The sequence below is a fragment of the Micromonospora sp. ZG13 genome (assembly GCF_059359355.1).
In genome coordinates this window covers 1-21,700 of sequence record NZ_JCADBQ010000008.1, presented here as the reverse complement: position 1 = coordinate 21,700, position 21,700 = coordinate 1, and the positions used below count along the sequence as shown (strand labels likewise).

Below are 21,700 nucleotides of genomic sequence, written 5' to 3'. Positions count from 1 at the left end.
CCCACCGGCGGGGGTGCCCGGGGCCGGCGCGGTCAGCGTACGCGGGGGAAGACCTCGCGCTGGTAGAGGTCGAGCAGGCCCTGCCAGTTCGGGCCGGTGTTGGCCACGTAGACCTCGTCGAAGCCGGCCTCGGCGTATTCCTCGATCTTCGCCAGGTGCGCGTCGGTGTCCCGCCCGCAGACGAACGCGTCCTTCATCATCTCCGGCCGGACCAGCTCGGCGGCCTGCTCGAAGTGCCGCGGCGAGGGCAGCACCTGGGACAGCTCGCCCGGCACCCCGGCGTTGGGCCAGCGCTCGTACGCGATCCGTACGCCCTCCTCCTCGGTCGACGCGTACGCCGCCTTGAAGCCGGCCTGGCACGGCTTGTCGCCGCCGCCGTTCTCCCGGAACCGCCGGACGAGTCCGGCGTCGGGTGAGGTGTTGACGAAGCCGTCGCCGATGCGCGCGGCCAGGTCGACGGCCTTGGGGCCGAAGCCCGAGACGTACACCGACGGGGGAGTCTCGGGCAGCGTGTAGATCCGGGCGTGCTCGACGGTGTAGTGCTTGCCGTGGTGGTTGACGAAGCCGCCCCGCCACAGCTCGCGCATCACCTCGACGGCCTCCTCCAGCATCTCCAGCCGCACGTCGGTCTGCGGCCAGGCGTCGCCGAGGATGTGCTCGTTGAGCGCCTCGCCGCTGCCCACGCCGAGCACGAACCGACCGGAGTGCATGACCGCGCTGGTGGCCGCCGCCTGCGCCACGACGGCCGGGTGGATGCGCACGGTCGGGCAGGTTACGGCGGTGGTGACCGGGAGCTGGCAGACCTGGCTGAGCGCGCCGATGACCGACCAGACGAAGGGGCTCTGGCCCTGCGCGTCCGTCCACGGGTGGTAGTGGTCGGAGATCCAGAGCGCCTCGAAGCCGGCCCGCTCCGCGCCGCGCGCCTGTTCGAGCAGCTCGGCCGGCGTGTACTCCTCGGTGGACAGAAAGTAGCCGATCCTCATCGTTCCCCCTCGCGGTCTCCTACCGGTCCAACGAGGCAGGCGGTACCCCGACGGCCGCCGTCGAACCCCGGGCGCCGGCGCCGGGTGCGCGGCCTCAGCGCCGGAACATCGCGCGGATCGCGGCGAGCAGCAGCAGGCCGCCGACGACCAGGCCGAGCAGGCGTACGCCGGGGATGTCGGCCGGGCTCGTCGCGTCGGCCAGCAGCAGGGGATCCATCCCCGAACTGTCCCCAGCTCCGCGCCGGACGGCAACTGTAAGGTTTATTGACTATTTTTTCGCGCGGTGTGACCATGTCAGCACCGCCGCGGGTGGCGGGCCGCCGGGCGCGGAGAAGACGGGGGTACGACGACCGCATGAGCGAGCGACACAACAGCCACCACGCGGGCGGGCCGGCGTGAGCGGGCGCGACGAGAGCCTGACGGCCCTGGCCGCGGCCGTCCTGCAACCGGGGTTCGTCGGCACCACACCGCCGCCCTGGATCTGCCGCTGGCTCGGCGAGGGCCTGGGCTCCGTGGTGCTCTTCGCCCGCAACGTGGTCCATCCGGAGCAGGTGGCCGCGCTCACCGCCACCCTGCGGGCCGAACGCCCCGACGTCGTCGTCGCCATCGACGAGGAGGCCGGCGACGTGACCCGCATCGAGTCCGCCCGGGGCAGCTCCCGGCCCGGCAACTTCGCCCTCGGCGCGGTGGACGACCCGGCCCTGACCGAGGAGGTCGCCCACGACCTGGGCGCCGACCTCGCCGCGCTGGGCGTCACCCTCAACTACGCCCCCGACGCCGACGTCAACTCCAACCCCGCCAACCCGGTCATCGGCGTACGCGCCTTCGGCGCCGAGCCCGCGCTGGTCGCCCGGCACACCGCCGCCTGGGTACGCGGCCTCCAGGCGGGCGGGGTCGCCGCCTGCGCCAAGCACTTCCCCGGGCACGGCGACACCAAGGTCGACTCGCACCACGACCTGCCCCGCATCACCGCCGACCGGGCCCGCCTCGACGCCGTGGAGCTGGCCCCGTTCCGGGCCGCCGTGGCGGCCGGGGTGCAGGCCGTGATGACCGGCCACCTGCTGGTGCCGGCGCTGGACCCGGAGCTGCCGGCCACCCTCAGCAACCGGATCCTCGGCGGGCTGCTCCGCGACGAGCTGGGCTTCTCCGGCGTCGTCGTCACCGACGCGGTGGAGATGCGGGCGGTCGCCGACCGGTACGGCTTCGCGGGCGCGGCGGTACGCGCCCTCGCGGCCGGCGCCGACGCGATCTGCGTGGGCGGGGAACGCGCCGACGAGGAGACGGCCCGGCTGCTGCGCGACGCCATCGTCGCGGCGGTCGTCTCCGGCGAGCTGCCGGAGGAACGGCTCACCGAGGCGGCCAAGCGCGTGGGGCAGCTCGCCGCCTGGACCGTCGCGGCCCGGGCCGAGCGGCCGTCACGGCCCCGCCCCACCGCCGCCGGTTCGGCCGTCGGGCTGGCCGCCGCCCGCCGGGCGCTGCGGGTCACCACCGCGCCCGCCGGCGTCGCCGCCCTGCCGCTGGCCGGCCCCGCGCACGTGGTCGAGTTCGAGCCGCCGCGCAACATCGCGATCGGTCCGGAGACCCCGTGGGGACTCGCCGCCCCGCTGGCCGACCTGCTCGCCGGCACCACCACCGTCCGCTACGCCGAGGCCGACGTGCCCGCCGACCCGACCGCCGGGGCGGCCGGCCGGTGCGTGGTGCTGGTGGTCCGCGACCTGCACCGGCACGACTGGATGCGGGCCTCGGTGACCCGTGCGCTGGCGGCCCGCCCGGACGCGGTCGTGGTCGAGCTGGGCGTTCCCGAGCTGGTCACCGGGGCGGTGCACGTCGCCACCCACGGCGCCACCCGGGCGGCCGCCCACGCCGCCGCCGGCCTGCTGGCGGGCCGCTGACCGCTCCCGCGCCTGCTCGGACCGTTGCGGCGGTGCCCCGGCGTCCCCCCCCGCCGTCGAGGGGCGCCGGAGCATCCCGGCGCCCCCGGTTACGGCTCGGGGGTGACCAGGTCGGCGTACTCGAGGTGGCGGTCGATGAAGGCCGCCATGAACGGGCAGCGCGGCACCACCGTCGTGCCGCGCTCGCGCAGCTGGTCGAGGGTGCCCCGGACCAGGGCCGCGCCGACGCCCATGTTCTGGAACCTCGGGTCGATCTCGGTGTGGGTGAAGACCAGCACCTCGCCGCGCGGCAGGTACGCGGTGAACCCGGCCAGCGCGTCGTCGACCAGGATCTCGAACCGGTGCTTGGCGGGGTTGTCCTCGACCAGGGTGCTCACCCGGCCATTCTGCCCCCGCCGGCGACGAGGCGGTCCAGTTCGCCGAGCAACCGGTCCACCTCGTCTGCCGTGTTGTAGTGGTAGAGGCTGGCCCGCACCGCCCCGCCGCTGTCGCGCAGCCCCATCGCCTGGAAGTACTCGTACGCGTAGTAGTCGCCGGCGGAGAGACAGAACCCGGCCGCGCCCAGCTCCTCCTGGGTCCGCTGCGGCGAGAGCCCGGCCAGCCGGAAGGACACCGTCGGGCAGCGCCGGACGGGAGCGCCGAGCACCGTGACGCCGGGCAGCGCGGCCAGCCCGGCGAGCAGCCGCTGAAGCAGCGCCTCCTCGTACGCCTGCGCGGCGCCCAGCCCGGCGAGCAGCCGTTCGCGCCGGCTGCCGGTGGCCGTCGGGTCCAGCCCGGCCAGGTGGTCCACGGCGGCGGCCACGCCGGCCAGCAGGGGGAAGCTCGGGGTGCCGTACTCGAAGCGGTCCGGCACCGCGTCGGAGGAGGGCAGCAGCTTCGCCGGGCGCAGCCGTTCCCACGTCGCGGGCGCGGCCACCATCGCGGCCAGGTGCGGCCCCGACCACTTGTAGGCGCTGGTGACCAGGAAGTCGGCGCCCAGCGCGGCGAGGTCGGTGGGGCCGTGCGGCACCGAGTGCACCCCGTCGACGCAGACCAGCGCGCCGGCGGCGTGCGCGGTGGCGGCGATCGCCGCCACGTCCGGGACGGTGCCGGTGGCGTTGCTGCCCGCGGTCACCGCGACCAGGCGGGTGCGCTCGCCGACCAGCTCCGCGTAGCGGGCCGCCGGCAGTTCCGCGGTGTCGCGGTCGAACTCGGCCCAGCGCACCGTCGCGCCGGCCGCCTCGGCGGCCTGCACCCAGGGGCGTACGTTCGCGTCGTGGTCGAGCCGGGAGACCACGACCTCGTCGCCGGGCCCCCATCCGGCGCCCAGGGCCCGGGCCAGGGTGTACGTCAGCGCCGTGGCGCTCGGGCCCAGCACCACCCCGTCGGGCTCGGCGCCGAGCAGGTCGGCCACGGCCGACCGGGCGGCGGCCACCATCTCCAGCGACCGCCGGCCGGGCGCGAAGGCGGCGCTGCGGTTGCCCACCGCCGCGCGCATGGCGGCGGTGACCGCGTCGACGACTCCGGCGGCGGTCTGGGTGCCCCCGGCCCCGTCGAGATGGACGAAGCCCTCGGCGAGGGCGGGGTAGGCGGCCCGGGTGCGGGCGATGTCGAACGGCATGCCGGGACCCTAACGCCCCGCCGCGGGCCCCCCACCTCGGCGGATGATCACGCGCTGCCGCAGTGGCCGGCGTCTCGTACCCTTGGCGGGGTGACGAATCGACGTGTTGCCTTCCCGCTGACCCCCACCCGCCGGGCCGCCGGCCTGCTGGCCGGCCTCGCGCTCGGCGTCGCCGTGCTCGCCGGTTGCAGCTCCGAGGGCGCCAGCACCGACTGCGGCCTGGACGCCTGCACGGTCACCTTCGACCGGGGCGTGAACGCCAGCGCCACCATCCTCGGCGTGGAGGCCAAGCTCATCGGCGCGCAGGACGACCAGGTGACCGTCGAGGTCGCCGGCGAGCAGCTGTCGCTGACGACGGGCCAGCAGGCCACCGAGGTCGGCGGCTTCGCGGTGACGCTGGACAGCGTCACCGACCAGGAGGTCAAGATCAGGGTGTCGAGGAACCCCGGCAACTGACCTGGCCGGGGCGGCGGTGGCCGACGTTTGGAAATCTTCGTATTCGGTGATTGTGGCGCCATGTCACTCACCCGGAACGCCGAAGCCACCGCCTCCCGTACGGCGAACAGCAGGTGGCTCGAACTGTTGGCCAGAGTCGGTTTCATCGGCTACGGCATCGTGCACCTCCTGTTCGCCTGGCTGGCGTTGCAGATCGCGTTCGGCAAGGCCGGCGCCGACGGCGACCAGTCCGGCGCGCTGCGCACCCTCGCCGCCCAGCCGCTGGGCAAGTTCCTCGTCATCGCCATCGCGGTCGGCCTGCTCGCCATGGCGATCTGGCAGGCGCTGGAGGCGGCCGTCGGGCACCGCGCCGAGCGCGGCAAGGAGCGCGTCTGGGAGCGGCTCGCCTCGCTGGGACGCACCGTCGTCTACCTCTACTTCGCCTGGACGGCCTTCAAGGTCTTCAAGGACGCCGGCTCCAACAGCGCCGACCAGCAGGAGGCGCTGACCGGCAGGCTCATGGAGTCCTCCGGTGGCCGCTGGCTGGTCGGCCTGGCCGGGCTCGGCCTCGCCGCGATCGGCGTCGGCCTGGTGATCTACGGGCTGATCAAGCGCTTCGAGAAGCACCTCAAGACCGGCGAGATGAACGCCAAGACGCGGCAGCTCACCCGCCGGCTGGGCATGGCCGGCTACATCGCCAAGGGCGTCGCGTACGGCATCTCCGGCCTGCTGATCATCCTGGCCGCCGTCAACTACGACCCCGAGAAGGCCCGCGGTCTGGACGCGGCCCTGCGCACGCTGCGCGACCAGGCGTACGGCCAGCTCCTGCTCACCCTGGTGGCGCTCGGTATCGCCGCCTTCGGCGTCTTCTGCTTCCTCCAGTCCCGGTATCGCAAGGTCTGAGACCTGGTCGATTCCGGTGCCGCCGGGCACCATTGGGCCCTTGCCCGAAACAGGCAACCGGCGTCAGGGGGAGGAAACAACCTGTGCAGAGCTACCTCGGGACGATCGTCGCCGCGCTCGCCGCGGCGGCGATCGCCCTGTTCGCGGTCGAGGTCGCGCACCGCGTGATCCGGCGCGTCGGCCGGCGTTCGCTGCTGCTGACCGAGCTGACGGATCACGCGCACCGCTCGATCCAGGTCGCCGCCACCGTCGTCGCCGTCCAGTTCGCCGTGCGGTTCAGCACCGGCTACGCGGTCGGCGACCAGTGGCGGCAGGTGCTGCTGCACCTGCTGGTGCTCGGCGTGATCGCCAGCGTCGCCTGGCTGGTCGCCTCGCTGCTCGTCGTGGCCGAGGACACCGCCCTGGCCCGCTTCCGGGTCGACGTGCCGGACAACCGGCACGCGCGGCGCGTACGGACCCAGGTGGTCATGCTGCGCCGGCTGACGATCGCGGTGATCGTGGTGCTGGCGGTCGGCGTGATGCTGATGACCTTCCCGGCCGTACGCGGCATCGGCGCCGGCGTGCTGACCAGCGCCGGTGTGGTCGGTGTGGTCGCCGCGCTGGCCGCGCAGAGCCTGCTGGGCAACGTCTTCGCCGGCCTCCAACTCGCCTTCAGCGACGCGGTCCGCCTCGACGACGTGGTGGTGGTCGAGGGGGAGTGGGGCCGCATCGAGGAGTTGACGCTCAGCTACGTGGTCGTGCAGATCTGGGACGACCGGCGGCTGATCCTGCCGACCTCGTACTTCACCAGCAAGCCGTTCCAGAACTGGACCCGCACCGAGGCGGCGGTGCTGGGCACCGCCGAGTTCGACGTCGACTGGGCGGTGCCGGTGCAGGCCATGCGGGAGGAGTTGCGCCGCCTCGCCGAGGGCACCGAGCTGTGGGACGGGCGGGTCTGCGTACTCCAGGTGACCGACGCGACCGGCGGGACGATCAAGGTGCGCGCCCTGGTCAGCGCCGCCGACGCCGGCAGCCTGTGGGACCTGCGCTGCCTGGTGCGTGAGCACCTGGTCGCCTGGATCCGGGACCACCGGCCGACCGCCATGCCCCGGATGCGTACCGAGATCGGGGACGTGGAGAGCAACCTGCCGTGGCAGTGGGTACGCCCCCGCCGGCCGGTGCGCCGCCGCACCGACGCCGACGTACCCGACGACGCGCGGGTCTTCGGGGGCAGCGATGACGGCGACGCCCGCAGCGAGGCCTTCGTCGGCCCCGACGAACCCGCCGACTCCCGCCGCTGACCCACCCACCCGTGCCGAGGGCGCCGGCCGCCCGGGCCGGCCCCCGCGTCGATGATGCAGTCGTGGCGCCCCGCAAGAGGTGCGTAGGTCGCGTAAAGCCCACCACAGCTGCGCGATCGGCGCGGCGGAGGTCGGGGCGGGGGAGTGGGGTCGTGACCTGTGGGGGGTGGGGGCGTTGGTGGTGTGGGTGGGTTGTGCCTGCTGGGGGCGCCCGGGGTGGAGTGCGGCGGCTCGGGGGGTTTGACCGGGCGTTTCGTGGGGACCTGCTGCGCGACGCTTCTGCACCTTCTTCCGCGCCGTGCGGCGGCTCGGGGGGCCCGACGGTCCGGGTGCACCGGCGAAGGATTGACGGGCGGCGACTCCGGGCATACAGCGCGGTGATGATGAAAGGAGGACAGCATGGCTGACGTGGCGAACGCCCGCACACCCCGCAACGGGAGCGAGCCGTCCACCGCCGAGCTGGTGCAGCGGGCCACGGAGCAGGTCTCCCGCCTGGTCCGCGACGAACTGGCCCTGGCCCGGGCGGAGCTGACCGAGAAGGGCAAGCACGCCGGTATCGGTATCGGTCTCTTCGGCGGTGGCGGGGCGCTGGCGCTCTACGGCCTGGGTGCCCTGGTCGCCACCGCGATCCTGCTGCTCGACCTGGTGCTGCCGGCCTGGGCGGCGGCCCTGATCGTCGCGGTGGTGCTCTTCGCGATGGCCGGCATCCTGGCCCTGGTGGGCAAGAAGCAGGTCAGCCAGGCGGTCCCACCGGTGCCGCAGGCCGCGGTCCGTAGCGTCCGGGCGGACGTGGACACGGTCACCGCCGCCGTGAAGGACAGGGGACGGGCATGACGACGGGCAACGGCCGGGGCAGCGGCGACACCGAGGCGCTGCGGGAGGAGATCCGGCGAACCCGGGTCGAGCTGGGCGAGACGATGGAGGCGTTGGCGGCCAAGGCCGACGTCAAGGCGCGCCTGAGGTCCTCCGCCGACCAGGCGAAGGAGCGGGTGCGGGGCCAGGCCGCGCAGACCGTGGCCCGGGTGCGCGGGCAGGCGGCGCAGAAGGCGCAGCTCGCGCGGGGCCAGGCGCAGGAGACGGGCGCGGTCGTGCGGCGTAACCCGACGCCGTTCGTCGCCCTCGCGGCCGGGGCGGTGGCCGCGGTGATCGTGTTGGTGATCGTTCGGGGGAGGCAGCGGTGAGCAGGGGTATCGGGAAGGCCGCGTACAAGCCGGTCGGCGTGCTGATGGGCATCGCCGCCGGTACGGTCGCGGGCGCGATCTTCCGGCAGGTGTGGAAGATGACGGCGGGCGACGGCGAGGCGCCCAGCGCCACCGACGAGGACCGCGGCTGGGGCGAGGTCCTGGCGGCGGCGGCGTTGCAGGGCGCCATCTTCGCGGTCGTACGGGCCGCCGTCGACCGGGGTGGCGCGGTGGGCGTACGCCGGTTCACCGGAAGCTGGCCGGACTGACCGGACGACGACGAAAAGGATCCCCGCACCGGCGCGATGGTGCGGGGGTCTTTTCGCGCGGGGACAAGGGCCCACCCAGCGGATCTTCGACATCCGTCAGGTCACATGTCGAAGAATTTCGTCCGGTAGTCTGTGCAGAGTTTTCGCTACGTGGTTTGCTGTTCCACGCTGTTGAGAGATGGCGTGGGTTGAGTGAAGTCTCCTTCGTGGGGGCGCCTCAGGCACCGCTGCTCGAAAACGGCCAATCGGCCGCACGGCGTGCTCGGCCGCCAGTTTTAGAAGGAGATACACATGGCGCAGGGAACCGTGAAGTGGTTCAACGCAGACAAGGGCTTCGGCTTCATCACCGTCGACGGCGGGGGTGCTGACGTGTTCGTCCACTTCTCGGCCATCCAGACCAGCGGCTACCGCACGCTGGAGGAGAACCAGCGGGTGGAGTTCGAGATCGCCCAGGGTCAGAAGGGTCCGCAGGCCGAGCAGGTCCGCCCCATCTGAGCAGTGCCGGTCGGCAGCCGCCGGCCAGTGGTGATCCGGCGCCCGGATCACAGCGAAGCCCCGTATTCCGCCCGGGATGCGGGGCTTTCCGCGTACCGGGACGCCGGACCGGTGGGACGGCTGCGGGGGCGCTCAGCGGCGCCTGCGGGCGCGCAGCCCGAACCAGAGCACGACGAGTCCGACCAGGACGACGAGCGGCCCGAGGGCGGCCCAGAACCGCCGGTCGGTCATCACGCTGCCCTCGACGTAGCCGAGGCCCTGCACCGTCCACAACGCACCGCCGACAACGGCGAGCAGTCCGAGGGTCAGCGGCAGCCAGCCCTTCATCGCGATCCCCCTCCGTCGGTCCGGGTCCCGGTCGCCCAACTCACCACCGGTCGTGCACCCGGGGTCGGACGAGTCCGTCGTAGACCTCCGCGACCGCCGCCAGTTCCCGTCGCGTCAACGGCGCCTGACCGGCCACGGCGGCGTTGCCCCGGGCCTGGGTGGCGTCCCGGGCACCGGGGATGACCACGGTGACCCCGGGCTGGTCGACGACCCAGCGCAGCGCGAACTGGGCCATGGTGCGCCCGTCGCCGACCAGCGGCGCCAGCCGGCGTACGGCGGCCAGGCCCAGCGTGAAGTCCACGCCGGAGAAGGTCTCGCCGACGTCGAACGCCTCGCCGTGCCGGTTGTAGGTGCGGTGGTCGTCGGCGGCGAAGGTGGTGTGCTCGTCGTACCGGCCGGAGAGCAGCCCGCTGGCCAGCGGGACCCGGGCGACGATGCCGACCCCGGCGGCGGCCGCGGCCGGGAGCACCCGGTCGAGGGGCTTGTGCCGCAGCGCGTTGAGGATGATCTGGACGCTGGCGACGCCCGGCCTGGCGATGGCGGTGAGCGCCTGGTCGCAGGTCTCCACGCTCACCCCGTAGCCGGCGATCCGCTCCTCGGCGACCAGGGTGTCCAGCGCGTCGAAGACGGCGTCGTCGGCGACGACGGCGGAGGGCGGGCAGTGCAGCTGCACCAGGTCCAGGGTGTCGGTGCCGAGGTTGCGCCGGGACCGGTCGGTCCATTCGCGGAAGTGCGCCAGGGTGTACGCCTCGGGCGTCTGCGCGACCCGGCGGCCCATCTTGGTGGCGACGGTCAGCGCGGCGTCGGGCCGGCTGCGCAGGAACCGCCCGATGAGCTGCTCGCTGCGCCCGTCGCCGTAGACGTCCGCCGTGTCGAGGAAGGTGACCCCCGACTCGACGGCGGCGCTCAGTACGGCGGTGGCGTCGGCCTCGCTGACCGTGCCCCAGTCCGCGCCGAGCTGCCAGGCGCCCAGCCCGATCACCCCGACGTGCCGCCCCAGCCGGGGGAAGGTGCGCTGCTCCATGGGACTGAGCCTAGTGATCGCCTTGTGGTGCCGCGCGCCGGCCCGTAGGGTTAACAAGACGGACGTACGGTTTGGGAGGCGACGATGTGGGATCCGACGACGTACCTGCGCTACGGCGACGAGCGCTCCCGGCCCTTCCACGACCTGCTCGCCCGGGTCCCCGCGCAGCGACCGCGCGCGGTGGTCGACCTCGGCTGCGGCCCGGGCAACCTGACCGCCACCCTCGCCCAGCGATGGCCGGGCAGCCGGGTCGCCGGCCTCGACTCCTCGCCCGAGATGATCGACCGGGCCGCCGCCACCGCCCCCGGGGTCCGCTTCGCCGTGGGCGACGTGCGGCACTGGCGCCCCGCGTCCGACGTGGACGTGGTGGTCAGCAACGCCGTGCTCCAGTGGGTGCCCGGGCACCGGGAGCTGCTGACCCGCTGGGCCCGGGAACTGCCCGCCGGCGCCTGGCTGGCCGTGCAGGTGCCGGGCAACTTCGACGCGCCTTCGCACCGGGCGCTGCGGGAGGTCGCCGATCGGCCGGCGTGGCGCGCCGACGTGGCACCCCTGCTGCGCCGGCCCCCGGCCGACGACACCGCCATCGGCTACGCGGAGCTGCTGACCGGTGCCGGCTGCGCGGTGGACGCCTGGGAGACTACCTACGTGCACCTGCTGCCGGCCCGCGCCGACGCGGACCACCCCGTGCTGAGCTGGCTGGAGGGCACCGCGCTCCGGCCGGTCCGGGCGGCCCTGGACGCCGAGCGCTGGTCCGGCTTCCGGGCCGAGCTGGGCGTACGCCTCGCCGAGGCGTACCCGGTGCGGCACGCCCAGGTGCACTTCCCGTTCCGCCGCGTCTTCTTCGTCGCCCGCACCGGCGCCCGCGCAGAGGAGAACCTGTGACCGACCTGCAAACCTTCATCGCCGGACTGCCCAAGGTGGAGCTGCACGTGCACCACGTCGGCTCCGCCTCGCCCCGGATCGTCGCCGAGCTGGCGGCCCGCCACGAGGGCCGCAGCCCCGTGCCCGCCGACCCGGCCGCGCTCGCCGACTACTTCGCCTTCCGCGACTTCGCGCACTTCATCGAGGTCTACCTGAGCGTCGTGGACCTCATCCGCGACCCCGACGACGTCTGGCTGCTCACCCACGAGGTCGCCCGCGAGCTGGCCCGCCAGCAGGTCCGCTACGCCGAGCTGACCGTCACGCCCTACTCGCACGTGCACCGGGGGATCCCCGCGCCCGCCTTCTGCGAGGCGATCGAGGACGCCCGCAAGCGGGCCGAGGCCGACTTCGGCATCGAGCTGCGCTGGTGCTTCGACATCCCCGGCGAGGCCGGCCTGGCGGCCGCCGAGGAGACGCTGCGCATCTCCCTGGAGCAGCGCCCGGACGGGCTGATCAGCTTCGGCCTCGGCGGCCCCGAGATCGGGGTGCCCCGGCCGCAGTTCAAGCCGTACTTCGACCGGGCCCGGGCGGCCGGCCTGCGCTCGGTGCCGCACGCCGGCGAGACCACCGGCCCCGAGACCGTCTGGGACGCGCTGCGCGAGCTCGGCGCCGAGCGGATCGGGCACGGCATCTCCGCCGCCCGGGATCCGGAGCTGCTGGCGTACCTCGCCGAGCACCGGATCGGCATGGAGGTCTGTCCGACCTCCAACGTGCGTACCCGGGCGGTCGCCGCCATCGAGGAGCACCCGCTGCGGCAGCTGGTCGACGCCGGCCTGCTGGTCACCATCAACTCCGACGACCCGCCGATGTTCGGCACCACCCTCAACGACGAGTACGCCGTCGCGGCCCGGCTGCTCGACGCGGGGCCGGAGGGGCTGGCCGCGCTGGCCCGCGACGCGGTGACCGCCTCGTTCCTGGATGCGGCGGCGAAGCGGCGGATCACCGCCGAGATCGACGCCTACCTGGCCGCCGCCACCGGCTGAGCGCCGCGAGGGGACGGCGCGCGGCGGGAGGAGGTGTGGGGGGACCGAGTCTCCCGCCGCGCGCCCGGCTCCACCGACCGGTGGGGTGCCCCGAGGCAATGGCCGGTGGAACTGATGGGTTCGGATTCGATCCTGTCAGCGCCGGCCCGCCACGGCAGCGCGGTTAATTCCGATCTAAGGAAGACTTGCGCCGCCGCACAACCGGCCCGTCTTCCCGGGACGGGAAGCCGATCGACGTGCGGGCCGCCGCGTCAGTCGTCGGTGGGCCGCTGACGGGGCCAGCGGCGGCTGCCGGTCTTCTGCTCCCGGGCCATCCGGCCGACCAGACCGAAGCGGCTGACCTGCCGGGGCGTCGCCTCCGGGTCGGCGAGCAGCATCACCACGCTCGCCCCGCCCAGCCGGGCCCGGTCGATGCTCACCGAGCCGTTCGCCTGCAACGCCACCCGCTTGGCGATGTCGAGCCCCAGCCCCGTCGAGCCCTGGTCGCTGGCGCCCCGGCGCAGGGCCCGGTCCGGGTTGGCGATCCCCGGACCGGCGTCGTCGATCCGGATGGCCACGTACCCGTCGCGGCGGGAGACCGCCACCTCGAACGCGGTGCCCTGCGGGGTGTAGCGGAAGACGTTGCCGATCACCGCGTCCAGCGCGGCGGCCAGCTCGGCCCGGGGCACCGGCGCGGGAATGCGCAGCTGGGCGCCGCTGACCCGGTGCGGGCGGTTCTGGTCGCCGGCCAGCGCGGCCCAGAACACCATCCGGTCGCGTACCACCTCGCTGACGTCGCACATGGCCGGCCCGGCCTCGTGCGCGACGGCCTTGCGGGTGGTCTTGATCAGCACGTCGATCTCGCCCTCGAGGGTGACGATCGCCTGCCGGATCCGCCGGATGCCCCGGCGGCGGTCCAGCTCCGCCTCGCTGAACGAGCCCACGCTGGTGTCGTCGGACTCCAGCGCCTCGGCGTCGAGCCGCAGCACCGTCAGCGGGGTACGCAGGCGGTGCGACAGGTCGGCGACCAGTTCCCGCTCGTCGGTACGGGCCGCGTCCAGCCGGTCGGCCATCCGGTTGAAGGCGTGCCCGGCCTCGGCCAGCTCCCGCGGGCCGCTCGGGTCGACGCGTACGCCCTGGTCGCCGTCGCCGATCGCGAGCGCCGCGCGGACCAGGCCCCGGGCCGAGTCGACCGCGCGGGCGGCGACCCGGTCGACCACCAGCACCGTGGCGCCCACCAGGGCGGCGGCCACCCCGAGCAGCAGCAGCCACCGGCTGTTGCCGGCCAGCGCCGACTCGGGCACGAAGACCTCGACCACGGCCGTGGTGTCGCCGAGCACCACCGGGTCCAGCCGGAGCACGCCACCCTCGACGTCGACGACCACGGAGCGCCGCTCGGCCCGCGCCCGCTCCAGGCCCGCGGCGTCGGCCCGGGCCGTGGACTCGTCCACCCCCAGCCCGTGCACGACGGGCCGGGTGGCCGGGTCGTCGCCGCTGGCCGCCACGGCGCGCTCCACCACGGCGGGGTCGGTGCTGACGGCGAGCGCGCCCGTCACCAGCGCGCTGCGCCGGGCCGCGTCCGCGATGGCCTCCTCGCGCGCCCGGTCACCGAGACCGACGGCGAGCGGGACGAGGAACGCGAGCGCGACCAGGGTGCACATGCCGGCCGTGAGCAGGGCCAGCGACGACCTCAGTCCGGCGCCACCAGCCGGAAGCCGACCCCCCGCACGGTGCGCAGGTAGCGCGGCTTCGCCGCGGACTCGCCCATTTTGCGGCGCAGCCAGTACAGATGAACGTCGATGGTCTGGTCCTCGCCGACCGATGGCTGCCGCCATACCTCCTCCAGAAGTTCCCGGCGGGACACTACCCGGCCCGGCCGGGCGGCGAGATAGGCCAGCAGGTCGAATTCCTTGCGGGTCAGCGCCAGCGGCTCACCGTCGAGGTGGGCGCTGCGCTCGCCGACGTCCACCCGCAGCCCGCCGACGCTGTGCACGGCCGGCTGCACCGTCCGGCTGGCCCGCCCGGCCCGGCGCAGCACGGTGGTGATCCGGGCGTCGAGGTGCGCGCCGGTGAACGGCTTGACCATGTAGTCGTCGGCCCCGGCGCGCAGCAGGCGTACCACCGACTGCTCGTCGTCGCGGGCGGTGGCGATGATGATCGGCACGTCGGTGATGCCGCGCAGCATCCGCAGCGCGTCCGAGCCGTCGAGGTCGGGCAGCCCGAGGTCGAGCACCACGAGGTCGGGGGTCTCGGCCGCCACCCGGCGCAGCGCGTCCAGCGCCGTGCCGACGGCGTGCACGGCGTGCCCCCGGTCGGCGAGGGATCGCAGCATCGCGCCGCGTACGACGTGATCGTCTTCGACCAGGAGCACGGTGGCCACAGCAAGACCGTACTCGTGGTGGCAAGTCGATCGCGTTTGCGGCGCACGAGGCAAAGGGGCAAGCTGGTACAACGATGTCCTTCACGCTCTTTCCCGACACCCGTCTCGCGCTCGCCCGGGACTCGCTCGTCGGCCTGTCGGTCGGCGACGCGCTCGGCTCACAGTTCTTCGTCCCCGGCCGGCACCCCGGCGACCTGGCCGCCGGGAAGCTGCCCCCGCCGCCGTGGCAGTGGACCGACGACACCGAGATGGCCTGCTCCGTCGTCGCCGCCCTCGCCGACGCCGGCCGCATCGACTCCGACGCCCTCGCCACGGCCTTCGCCGAGCGCTGCGAGCCCTACCGGGGGTACGGGCCGGGCGCCGTGACCGTCCTGCGGCTGATCCGCACCGGCACGCCGTGGCCGGTGGCGGCCGCCTCGGCCTTCGACGGACAGGGCTCCTGCGGCAACGGCGCGGCCATGCGGGTCGGGCCGCTGGGCGCGTGGTTCGCCGACTCCACGCCGCGGGCGGCGGCGCAGGCCCGGGCGTCGGCCGAGGTGACCCACGCGCACCCCGAGGGCGTCGCCGGCGCGGTGGCGGTCGCGGTGGCCGCGTCGCTGGCCGCCCGCGCCCGTCTCGACGGCCATCGGCCCGCCCCGGCCCGGCTGCTGGCCGGCGTGACCGCCGCGCTGGACCCGACCACCGAGGTGCACCGGGGCGTACGCCGGGCGGCCGGCCTGCTCGACCGGTCGGTCCCCGAGGCCGCCGACGTGCTCGGCAACGGCTCCCGGGTCACCGCCCAGGACACCGTCGCCTTCACCTGCTGGGTCGCCGCCGTGCACCTCGACGACTACCCGGCGGCGATCCGCGCCTGCGTCGAGGCCGGCGGGGACGTCGACACCACCGCCGCGATCGTCGGGTCGGTGGTGGCCGCGCACACCGGGGTCGGCGCCCCGGGCGGGGTGCCGACCGACTGGCTGGCCGCCCGTGAACCCCTGCCGGACTGGGCCGGCTGATCCTCGCGGCGCCGCGCGCCGGACCGGGGTTCCACGCGTCGCACCCGGCACGGGACCGGCTGACCCGCGCGCGCCGCGCTCAGTGTGCGGCGACCGGCCCGCCCGGGGACCGCGCCCCGGCGTCGGCGGGGGCCGCCGGCATCTCCCGCAGCACCGACAGGTCGACCGGGTCGACCGGCTCGCGGCGACGCCAGCGGCTGACCAGCCAGCCGACCGCCGCGCCCCCGCCGAGGCCGGCGAGTAGCCCGGCGGCCAGCATCGCGTCCGCGTTCCCGCCCTCGGCCGACGTGCCGCCGGCCGTCCCCGGCACGCCGCCCGCTCCGCCGGCCGTCCCCGGCATGCCGCCCGCTCCGCCGGCCGGCGTTCCGGCCGCCGGGCCGCCGCCGTGTCCGGCCGTCCCGGCCCCCGGACCGGCGCCGTGTCCGCCGTGCCCGGCCGCCGCGCCGGGGGCCGCCGGCAGCAGGGTGAGCGCCGGCGACCGGCGGGCCCCGCTCGGCCCGGCCCAGCGCACGACCGTGCCGTCGGCGTACGTCCGGATCACCTCGAAGGTGAGCCGGTCGGCCTGCGGCAGCGGTCCCATGGAGAGGGTGAGCCGGGCCGGACCGGGGGCCGCTCCGGGCATCCGGATCCACGTCACCGCGCTGGCGACCTCGTCGACGCGGGCGGAGTGGATGCCCGCGAGGGGCTGGTCGAGCCTGCGCGAGGTGATCCGGGGCGCCCAGCCGGTCACCGACATCGGGTAGACCTCGGCGATCGGGGCGTCGGCCGGCAACCGGATCTCGATGCGCTCGGCGCGGGCGCCCGGCAGCTCGTCGGGCACCACGAACTCCAGCTTCACCGAACCGCCCTGGCGCGCCTGCGTCGGGCTGGTCGTCACGTCGGCCGCGTACGCCGGGGCGGGCCAGGTCAGCACCCCGGCCGCCACCAGGACCGCCACCGTCCCGGCCCGGCGCCGGGAGCGCGTGCCGTGCATCGTCGCCATCGTCGGTCCCATCCGTCTCCACGGGGGCCGGCATCGGCTCCGGCCACACCCGGTAGTTCGGATGCGGCGGCGGAAAGGTTCAACGCGACCGCCCGACCCGCCCGGGCACGACGTCGACGGGGCGCCGCCCGTCCCACGGATCCCGGGGCGGTGGCGTCGGCCACCGTGGCGGCGGAGGCGACCGATAGCATCGCAGGAGCCGAACGTTCGGCGTCATCCGTGCCGTCTGCTGGAGGAGTCACCGTGTCCGCACCCCGTACCCCCGCCGTGGCCGACCCCGTCGTCGTCGCCGCCGGGACCACGGCGGCCGACGCGGTGGCCGCGGCCGGTCTGCCCGCGTCCGGCCCGAAGGCGGTCGTGGTGGTCCGCGACCCGCAGGGCCAGCTGCGCGACCTCGACTGGGCCCCGCAGGTCGACACCGAGGTGGAGCCGGTCAGCCTCGACTCGCCGGACGGGCTCGACGTGCTGCGCCACTCGACCGCGCACGTGCTCGCCCAGGCCGTGCAGGACGTCTTCCCCGATGCCAAGCTCGGCATCGGCCCGCCCATCGAGAACGGCTTCTACTACGACTTCGCCGTCGACAAGCCGTTCCAGCCGGACGACCTCGGCAAGCTCGAGAAGCGGATGCAGGAGATCGTCAAGTCCGGCCAGCGGTTCCGCCGCCGGCGCTTCGGCAGCCTCGACGAGGCGAAGGCCGAGCTGGCCGCCGAGCCGTTCAAGCTGGAGCTCATCGACGTCAAGGGCGAGGGGCTGGACACCTCCGAGGTGATGGAGGTGGGCGGCGGCGAGCTGACCATCTACGACAACCTCGCCGCCAACGAGGACAAGGTCTGCTGGTCGGACCTGTGCCGGGGCCCGCACCTGCCGAACACCCGGCTCATCGGCGCGTTCAAGCTGATGCGCTCGGCCGCCGCGTACTGGCGGGGTTCGGAGAAGAACCCGCAGCTCCAGCGGGTCTACGGCACCGCCTGGCCGACCCGCGACGAGCTGAAGGCGTACCTGAAGCTGCTCGAGGAGGCCGCGCGGCGCGACCATCGCAAGCTCGGCGCGGACCTGGACCTGTTCAGCTTCCCCGACGAGATCGGCTCGGGCCTGCCGGTCTTCCATCCCAAGGGCGGCGTGATCAAGCGGGAGATGGAGGACTACGTCCGGGCCCGCCACATCGAGGAGGGCTTCCAGTACGTCGGGACCCCGCACATCTCGAAGGAAGGTCTCTTCCACACCTCGGGTCACCTGCCGTACTACGCCGACGGGATGTTCCCGCCCATCGAGTTCGAGGGCGCGGACTACTACCTCAAGGCGATGAACTGCCCGATGCACAACCTGATCTTCCGCTCGCGCGGGCGCTCCTACCGGGAGCTGCCGATGCGGCTGTTCGAGTTCGGGTCGGTGTACCGGTACGAGAAGTCCGGCGTCATCCACGGCCTCACCCGGGTGCGCGGCTTCACCCAGGACGACTCGCACTCGTACTGCACGAAGGAGCAGGCGCCGGGCGAGGTGAAGCACCTGCTGAACTTCGTGCTCGGCCTGCTGAAGGACTTCGGCATCGACGACTTCTACCTGGAGCTGTCGACGCGCGACGAGTCCAAGCCGGAGAAGTTCGTCGGCACCGAGGAGGACTGGGCGACGGCGACCGCCGTGCTGGAGGAGTGCGCCCGGGAGACCGGGCTGGACCTCGTGCCGGACCCGGGCGGCGCGGCCTTCTACGGCCCGAAGATCTCCGTGCAGGCGAAGGACGCGATCGGCCGCACCTGGCAGATGTCCACCATCCAGTACGACTTCAACCAGCCCAAGGGCTTCGGGCTGGAGTACCAGGCGGCCGACGGCACCCGGCAGCAGCCGGTCATGATCCACTGCGCGAAGTTCGGCTCGATCGAGCGCTTCGTCGGCGTGCTCACCGAGCACTACGCGGGCGCGTTCCCGGCCTGGCTGGCCCCGGTGCAGGTGGTCGGCATCCCGATCCGCGAGGATCACACCGACTACCTGCACGACTTCGTCGCCACCCTGCGGGCCGAGGGCGTCCGCGCCCAGGTCGACACGGGCGACGACCGGATGCAGAAGAAGATCCGCACCGCCCAGCAGCAGAAGGTCCCGTTCATGGTCATCGCCGGCGACGACGACGTGGCCGCCGGCACCGTCTCGTTCCGCTACCGGGACGGCTCGCAGCGCAACGGGGTGCCGGTCGCCGACGCCGTGGCCCACGTGCTCGACGTGGTCGGCTCCCGGACCAACGCCGGCCCGTCCGCCGCCTGACCCGCCACGCACCGAAGGCCCCCCGCGACGCGGGGGGCCTTCGTCGACGGGTCGTCGGGCGTCAGATGCCGCAGGTCGGCGCGGACCAGCCGCCGACCGCCCCGACGTGGGTGTGGTCGTTGTGACCCGGGTAGCCGGGGCCGAGGATGTTGCCGAAGCCGTGGTAGCGGGCCTGCTGGGCGAGCCGGCAGAACGAGGGCGACCCGACGAGGTCGACGCCGTCGCCGTAGAGGTGCCGGCTGTTGGAGGCTCCGCCGACCGCGCTGTTGCAGGAGTAGCTGCGGAAGCCGCTGCTGATGTTGATCGACACGCTGCCGAGGGCCTTGCGCATGGCCTGGAGCTTCCACATCGACACGAGGGCGTTGAACTTGGCGGTGCTGGCGGAGACCGCGCCGCCGGACCAGGTGCTGTTGCACCGGTTCAGCTCCGCGTAGCTGAAGTTGACCGGGGTGCAGTCGTTGTCCTGCAGCGCGTAGAGCTGGTTGAAGGTCTGCGGGCCGGCCGCGCCGTCCGCGCTCAGGCCGTACGCCTGCTGGAAGCGGATGAGGGCCGAGCGGGTGGCCGGGCCGAACGACCCGTCGAGGGCGAGCACCCCGCCGTATCCCGGGTAGCCGGCGAGCCGGATCTGGAGCTGCCGGACGTCATCGCCCGTCGCGCCCTGCGTCAGGACGCGTCCCCAGGTGTAGCAGCCGTCGGCCTGTGCGGCGCTGCTCGTCGCCACGACCCCGACGAGGGTGGTGACCGCGGCGAGGGTGCAGGCGGCGAACGCCCGGCCGATCCGGCGGAGTGCGGTTCTCACGGTGTCTCCCATCGACGGGGGATGATGTATGCGGTTGGATTCTTCATTCACGTTCATCATTTGGTCAAGAACTTTCACCCCCTATCCGTCCCCCTGAACGCACCCCGACCCCCAGAGGCCGTCGGGGTCGGGACGCGGGCCCGCGTACGGCATCGGGAGCGGCACCCGCCGGGAACGTAGGATCGGTGGCGTGACTGGGGTGGAACGGCACGCGGACAGCGGCATGGCCGACGGCCTGGAGCGGCTCTGGACTCCGCACCGGATGACCTACATCTCCGGGGAGGACCGGCCCGAGGGCGGCTACGAGCGGCCCGCCGGCTGCCCGTTCTGCCGGGCGCCCGGGCTGGCGGCGCAGGAGAGCCTGGTGGTGGCCCGGGGCGAGCACGTCTTCGCGGTGCTCAACCTCTATCCCTACAACCCCGGGCACCTGCTGGTCTGCCCCTACCGGCACGTCGCCGACTACACCGAGCTCGACCTGGCCGAGACCACCGAGCTGGCGGCGTTCACCCAGACCGCCATGCGGGTGGTGCGCAAGGTCAGCAACGCGCACGGCTTCAACCTGGGCATGAACCAGGGCGGCGTGGCCGGCGCGGGCATCGCCGCACACCTGCACCAGCACGTGGTGCCCCGCTGGGGCGGGGACGCCAACTTCATGCCCGTCATCGGGCGGACGAAGGTCCTGCCCCAGCTGCTCACCGACACCCGCGACCTGTTCACCCGGGCCTGGCCGACCTGACCGACCCGCCCGGCCGCAGTGGACGGTCGGGGCGGCGCTGAACTTCTCACCCCGGGGCGGGGCGCGAGGTGGCACGATCTGGCGATGGCAGTGACGACGCGGACGTTGGGCCGCAGCGGCATCGAGGTCAGCGCCCTCGGCATGGGATGCTGGGCGATCGGCGGCCCCTGGGCCGAGGGCACCCGGCCGCTGGGCTGGGGCGCGGTCGACGACGACGAGTCGGTCCGGGCGATCCGGCACGCACTCGACCTCGGGGTGACGCTCTTCGACACCGCCGACACCTACGGGGCCGGGCACGGGGAGCGGGTGCTCGGCCGGGCCCTCGCCGGCCGTCGCGACGAGGCCGTCATCGCCACCAAGTGGGGCTACACCTTCGACGAGGCCGCCCGCCAGGCCACCGGCGAGGACGCCTCCCCGGCGTACCTGCGGCAGGCCGTCGCGCACTCGCTGCGCCGGCTGGGCACCGACCGGATCGACCTCTACCAGCTGCACCTCGCGGACCTGCCGGTGCCCCGCGCCGAGGCGCTCGTGGGAACCCTGGAGGACCTGGTCACCGAAGGGCTGATCCGGGCGTACGGCTGGAGCACCGACCGCCCCGACCGGGCCGCCGCGTTCGGCCAGGGCGCCCGGCACGCCACCGCCGTGCAGCACACGCTGTCGGTGCTCCGGGACGCCCCCGAACTGCTCGCCGTCTGCGACAAGTACGACCTCGCCAGCGTCAACCGGGCACCGCTGGGCATGGGGCTGCTCTCCGGCAAGTACACGGCCGGCGCCACGCTGCCCCGAGACGACGTACGCGGAGCCGCCCCCGGCTGGTTGGAGTGGTTCCGGGGCGGCCGGCCGGCGCCGGAGTGGCTGCGCCGCGTGGCCGCCGTGCGCGCCGCGCTGACCGCCGACGGGCGGACCCTGGCGCAGGGCGCACTCGGGTGGCTCTGGGCGCGCAGCGCCCGTACGGTCCCGATTCCCGGCTGCCGCACCGTGGCCCAGGTGGCGGAGAACGCCGGCGCCCTGCACCGGGGCCCGCTGCCCGCCGACCAGTTCGCCGAGGTGGAGCGCCAACTGGCCGCGCTGCGCTCGGCCGCCCTCCGCGACGCCGACCGCCCCCACTGGCCGACCCCGACGCTGCCCACCGCCCGCCCCTGACGGGGGGTGCCGTCGGCCGGGAGCGCCGTTAGGACTGCGACCCCCACCACTTCCGAGACACGCCTAGGGCGCGTTTCGTAAGTGGGTGTTGGTCGGGTGGGGTCACGGCGTGGCGGTGATCGATAACTGAAGAGGTCTCC

At 74.2% G+C, this 21,700-nt stretch carries 24 protein-coding genes; 14 read left to right on the top strand and 10 right to left on the bottom strand.

Features of this window, described 5'->3' with window-relative positions:
* Positions 1-32: 32 nt before the first annotated feature.
* Complete coding sequence (locus tag AC5L34_RS17995) at positions 33-983, bottom strand: TIGR03557 family F420-dependent LLM class oxidoreductase (RefSeq protein WP_441176446.1); 951 nt, start codon at positions 981-983, stop codon at positions 33-35.
* 94 nt (positions 984-1,077) lie between these two features.
* Positions 1,078-1,200, bottom strand: a complete 123-nt coding sequence (locus tag AC5L34_RS17990; RefSeq protein WP_255474757.1) for a hypothetical protein — start codon at positions 1,198-1,200, stop codon at positions 1,078-1,080.
* A 178-nt stretch (positions 1,201-1,378) separates the two neighbouring features.
* Here AC5L34_RS17990 and AC5L34_RS17985 point away from each other — a divergent pair, with 178 nt between their 5' ends.
* The gene (locus tag AC5L34_RS17985) at positions 1,379-2,875 is read left to right on the top strand and encodes a glycoside hydrolase family 3 protein (protein WP_494826024.1); all 1,497 of its coding nucleotides are present in this window, start codon (positions 1,379-1,381) and stop codon (positions 2,873-2,875) included.
* Positions 2,876-2,964: 89 nt separating this feature from the next.
* Here AC5L34_RS17985 and AC5L34_RS17980 read toward each other — a convergent pair whose 3' ends face one another.
* The gene (locus tag AC5L34_RS17980; RefSeq protein ID WP_101409155.1) at positions 2,965-3,252 is read right to left on the bottom strand and encodes a GNAT family N-acetyltransferase; all 288 of its coding nucleotides are present in this window, start codon (positions 3,250-3,252) and stop codon (positions 2,965-2,967) included.
* A complete protein-coding gene (locus AC5L34_RS17975; RefSeq protein WP_441176448.1) occupies positions 3,249-4,475 on the bottom strand; it encodes a cysteine desulfurase-like protein in 1,227 nt (408 codons plus the stop codon). Before AC5L34_RS17975 ends, AC5L34_RS17980 begins: the two co-directional genes overlap by 4 nt.
* A gap of 90 nt (positions 4,476-4,565) precedes the next feature.
* Here AC5L34_RS17975 and AC5L34_RS17970 point away from each other — a divergent pair, with 90 nt between their 5' ends.
* From AC5L34_RS17970 to AC5L34_RS17940, 7 genes are all read left to right on the top strand, one after another.
* On the top strand, positions 4,566-4,931 hold the full coding sequence (locus tag AC5L34_RS17970) for a hypothetical protein (RefSeq protein WP_441176449.1): 366 nt from the start codon (positions 4,566-4,568) through the stop codon (positions 4,929-4,931).
* 60 nt (positions 4,932-4,991) lie between these two features.
* The gene (locus tag AC5L34_RS17965) at positions 4,992-5,813 is read left to right on the top strand and encodes a DUF1206 domain-containing protein (RefSeq protein WP_441176450.1); all 822 of its coding nucleotides are present in this window, start codon (positions 4,992-4,994) and stop codon (positions 5,811-5,813) included.
* An 83-nt stretch (positions 5,814-5,896) separates the two neighbouring features.
* Positions 5,897-7,093 (top strand): mechanosensitive ion channel family protein, encoded by a 1,197-nt coding sequence (locus AC5L34_RS17960; protein WP_363621647.1) that lies wholly within the window; start codon positions 5,897-5,899, stop codon positions 7,091-7,093.
* A 399-nt stretch (positions 7,094-7,492) separates the two neighbouring features.
* Complete coding sequence (locus AC5L34_RS17955; RefSeq protein WP_441176451.1) at positions 7,493-7,927, top strand: phage holin family protein; 435 nt, start codon at positions 7,493-7,495, stop codon at positions 7,925-7,927.
* Positions 7,924-8,274, top strand: coding sequence for a DUF3618 domain-containing protein (locus tag AC5L34_RS17950; RefSeq protein WP_441176452.1), 351 nt, complete (start codon positions 7,924-7,926; stop codon positions 8,272-8,274). The genes AC5L34_RS17955 and AC5L34_RS17950 overlap by 4 nt, the downstream gene beginning before the upstream one ends.
* A complete protein-coding gene (locus AC5L34_RS17945; protein ID WP_089001055.1) occupies positions 8,271-8,543 on the top strand; it encodes a DUF4235 domain-containing protein in 273 nt (90 codons plus the stop codon). The genes AC5L34_RS17950 and AC5L34_RS17945 overlap by 4 nt, the downstream gene beginning before the upstream one ends.
* 291 nt (positions 8,544-8,834) lie before the next feature.
* Positions 8,835-9,038, top strand: coding sequence for a cold-shock protein (locus tag AC5L34_RS17940; protein ID WP_007075740.1), 204 nt, complete (start codon positions 8,835-8,837; stop codon positions 9,036-9,038).
* Between the two features lie 132 nt (positions 9,039-9,170).
* Here the strand turns inward: AC5L34_RS17940 and AC5L34_RS17935 are convergent, their stop codons facing one another.
* Both AC5L34_RS17935 and AC5L34_RS17930 read right to left on the bottom strand, forming a co-directional pair.
* Positions 9,171-9,365: a hypothetical protein gene (locus tag AC5L34_RS17935; RefSeq protein WP_089001054.1), complete on the bottom strand. Its 195-nt coding sequence runs from the start codon at positions 9,363-9,365 to the stop codon at positions 9,171-9,173.
* A 40-nt stretch (positions 9,366-9,405) separates the two neighbouring features.
* Entirely contained in the window at positions 9,406-10,389 is a 984-nt protein-coding gene (locus AC5L34_RS17930; protein WP_441176453.1) for an aldo/keto reductase, read from the bottom strand.
* A gap of 84 nt (positions 10,390-10,473) precedes the next feature.
* On the opposite strand from AC5L34_RS17930, the gene AC5L34_RS17925 reads away from it, so the two are divergent.
* Together AC5L34_RS17925 and AC5L34_RS17920 are read left to right on the top strand one after the other, a co-directional pair.
* Complete coding sequence (locus tag AC5L34_RS17925; protein WP_441176455.1) at positions 10,474-11,271, top strand: trans-aconitate 2-methyltransferase; 798 nt, start codon at positions 10,474-10,476, stop codon at positions 11,269-11,271.
* Positions 11,268-12,293, top strand: a complete 1,026-nt coding sequence (locus tag AC5L34_RS17920) for an adenosine deaminase (protein ID WP_441176456.1) — start codon at positions 11,268-11,270, stop codon at positions 12,291-12,293. The genes AC5L34_RS17925 and AC5L34_RS17920 overlap by 4 nt, the downstream gene beginning before the upstream one ends.
* Positions 12,294-12,544: 251 nt before the next feature.
* Here AC5L34_RS17920 and AC5L34_RS17915 read toward each other — a convergent pair whose 3' ends face one another.
* On the bottom strand, positions 12,545-13,933 hold the full coding sequence (locus tag AC5L34_RS17915; protein WP_441176457.1) for a HAMP domain-containing sensor histidine kinase: 1,389 nt from the start codon (positions 13,931-13,933) through the stop codon (positions 12,545-12,547).
* Positions 13,934-13,962: 29 nt separating this feature from the next.
* A complete protein-coding gene (locus AC5L34_RS17910) occupies positions 13,963-14,652 on the bottom strand; it encodes a response regulator transcription factor (protein ID WP_089001050.1) in 690 nt (229 codons plus the stop codon).
* Positions 14,653-14,726: 74 nt separating this feature from the next.
* Between AC5L34_RS17910 and AC5L34_RS17905 the strand changes: the two genes are divergently transcribed.
* Entirely contained in the window at positions 14,727-15,647 is a 921-nt protein-coding gene (locus AC5L34_RS17905; RefSeq protein ID WP_441176458.1) for an ADP-ribosylglycohydrolase family protein, read from the top strand.
* 79 nt (positions 15,648-15,726) lie between these two features.
* On the opposite strand, the gene AC5L34_RS17900 is transcribed toward AC5L34_RS17905, so the two are convergent.
* On the bottom strand, positions 15,727-16,629 hold the full coding sequence (locus AC5L34_RS17900; RefSeq protein WP_494826015.1) for a DUF1775 domain-containing protein: 903 nt from the start codon (positions 16,627-16,629) through the stop codon (positions 15,727-15,729).
* 243 nt (positions 16,630-16,872) lie between these two features.
* On the opposite strand from AC5L34_RS17900, the gene thrS reads away from it, so the two are divergent.
* Positions 16,873-18,882, top strand: a complete 2,010-nt coding sequence (gene thrS, locus AC5L34_RS17895) for a threonine--tRNA ligase (RefSeq protein WP_357719167.1) — start codon at positions 16,873-16,875, stop codon at positions 18,880-18,882.
* A gap of 61 nt (positions 18,883-18,943) precedes the next feature.
* Here the strand turns inward: thrS and AC5L34_RS17890 are convergent, their stop codons facing one another.
* Entirely contained in the window at positions 18,944-19,693 is a 750-nt protein-coding gene (locus AC5L34_RS17890; RefSeq protein WP_441176460.1) for a D-Ala-D-Ala carboxypeptidase family metallohydrolase, read from the bottom strand.
* 211 nt (positions 19,694-19,904) lie between these two features.
* Here AC5L34_RS17890 and AC5L34_RS17885 point away from each other — a divergent pair, with 211 nt between their 5' ends.
* Both AC5L34_RS17885 and AC5L34_RS17880 read left to right on the top strand, forming a co-directional pair.
* Positions 19,905-20,417: an HIT family protein gene (locus AC5L34_RS17885; RefSeq protein WP_172896686.1), complete on the top strand. Its 513-nt coding sequence runs from the start codon at positions 19,905-19,907 to the stop codon at positions 20,415-20,417.
* Positions 20,418-20,501: 84 nt separating this feature from the next.
* Positions 20,502-21,560: an aldo/keto reductase gene (locus AC5L34_RS17880; protein ID WP_441176461.1), complete on the top strand. Its 1,059-nt coding sequence runs from the start codon at positions 20,502-20,504 to the stop codon at positions 21,558-21,560.
* Positions 21,561-21,700: the final 140 nt, after the last annotated feature.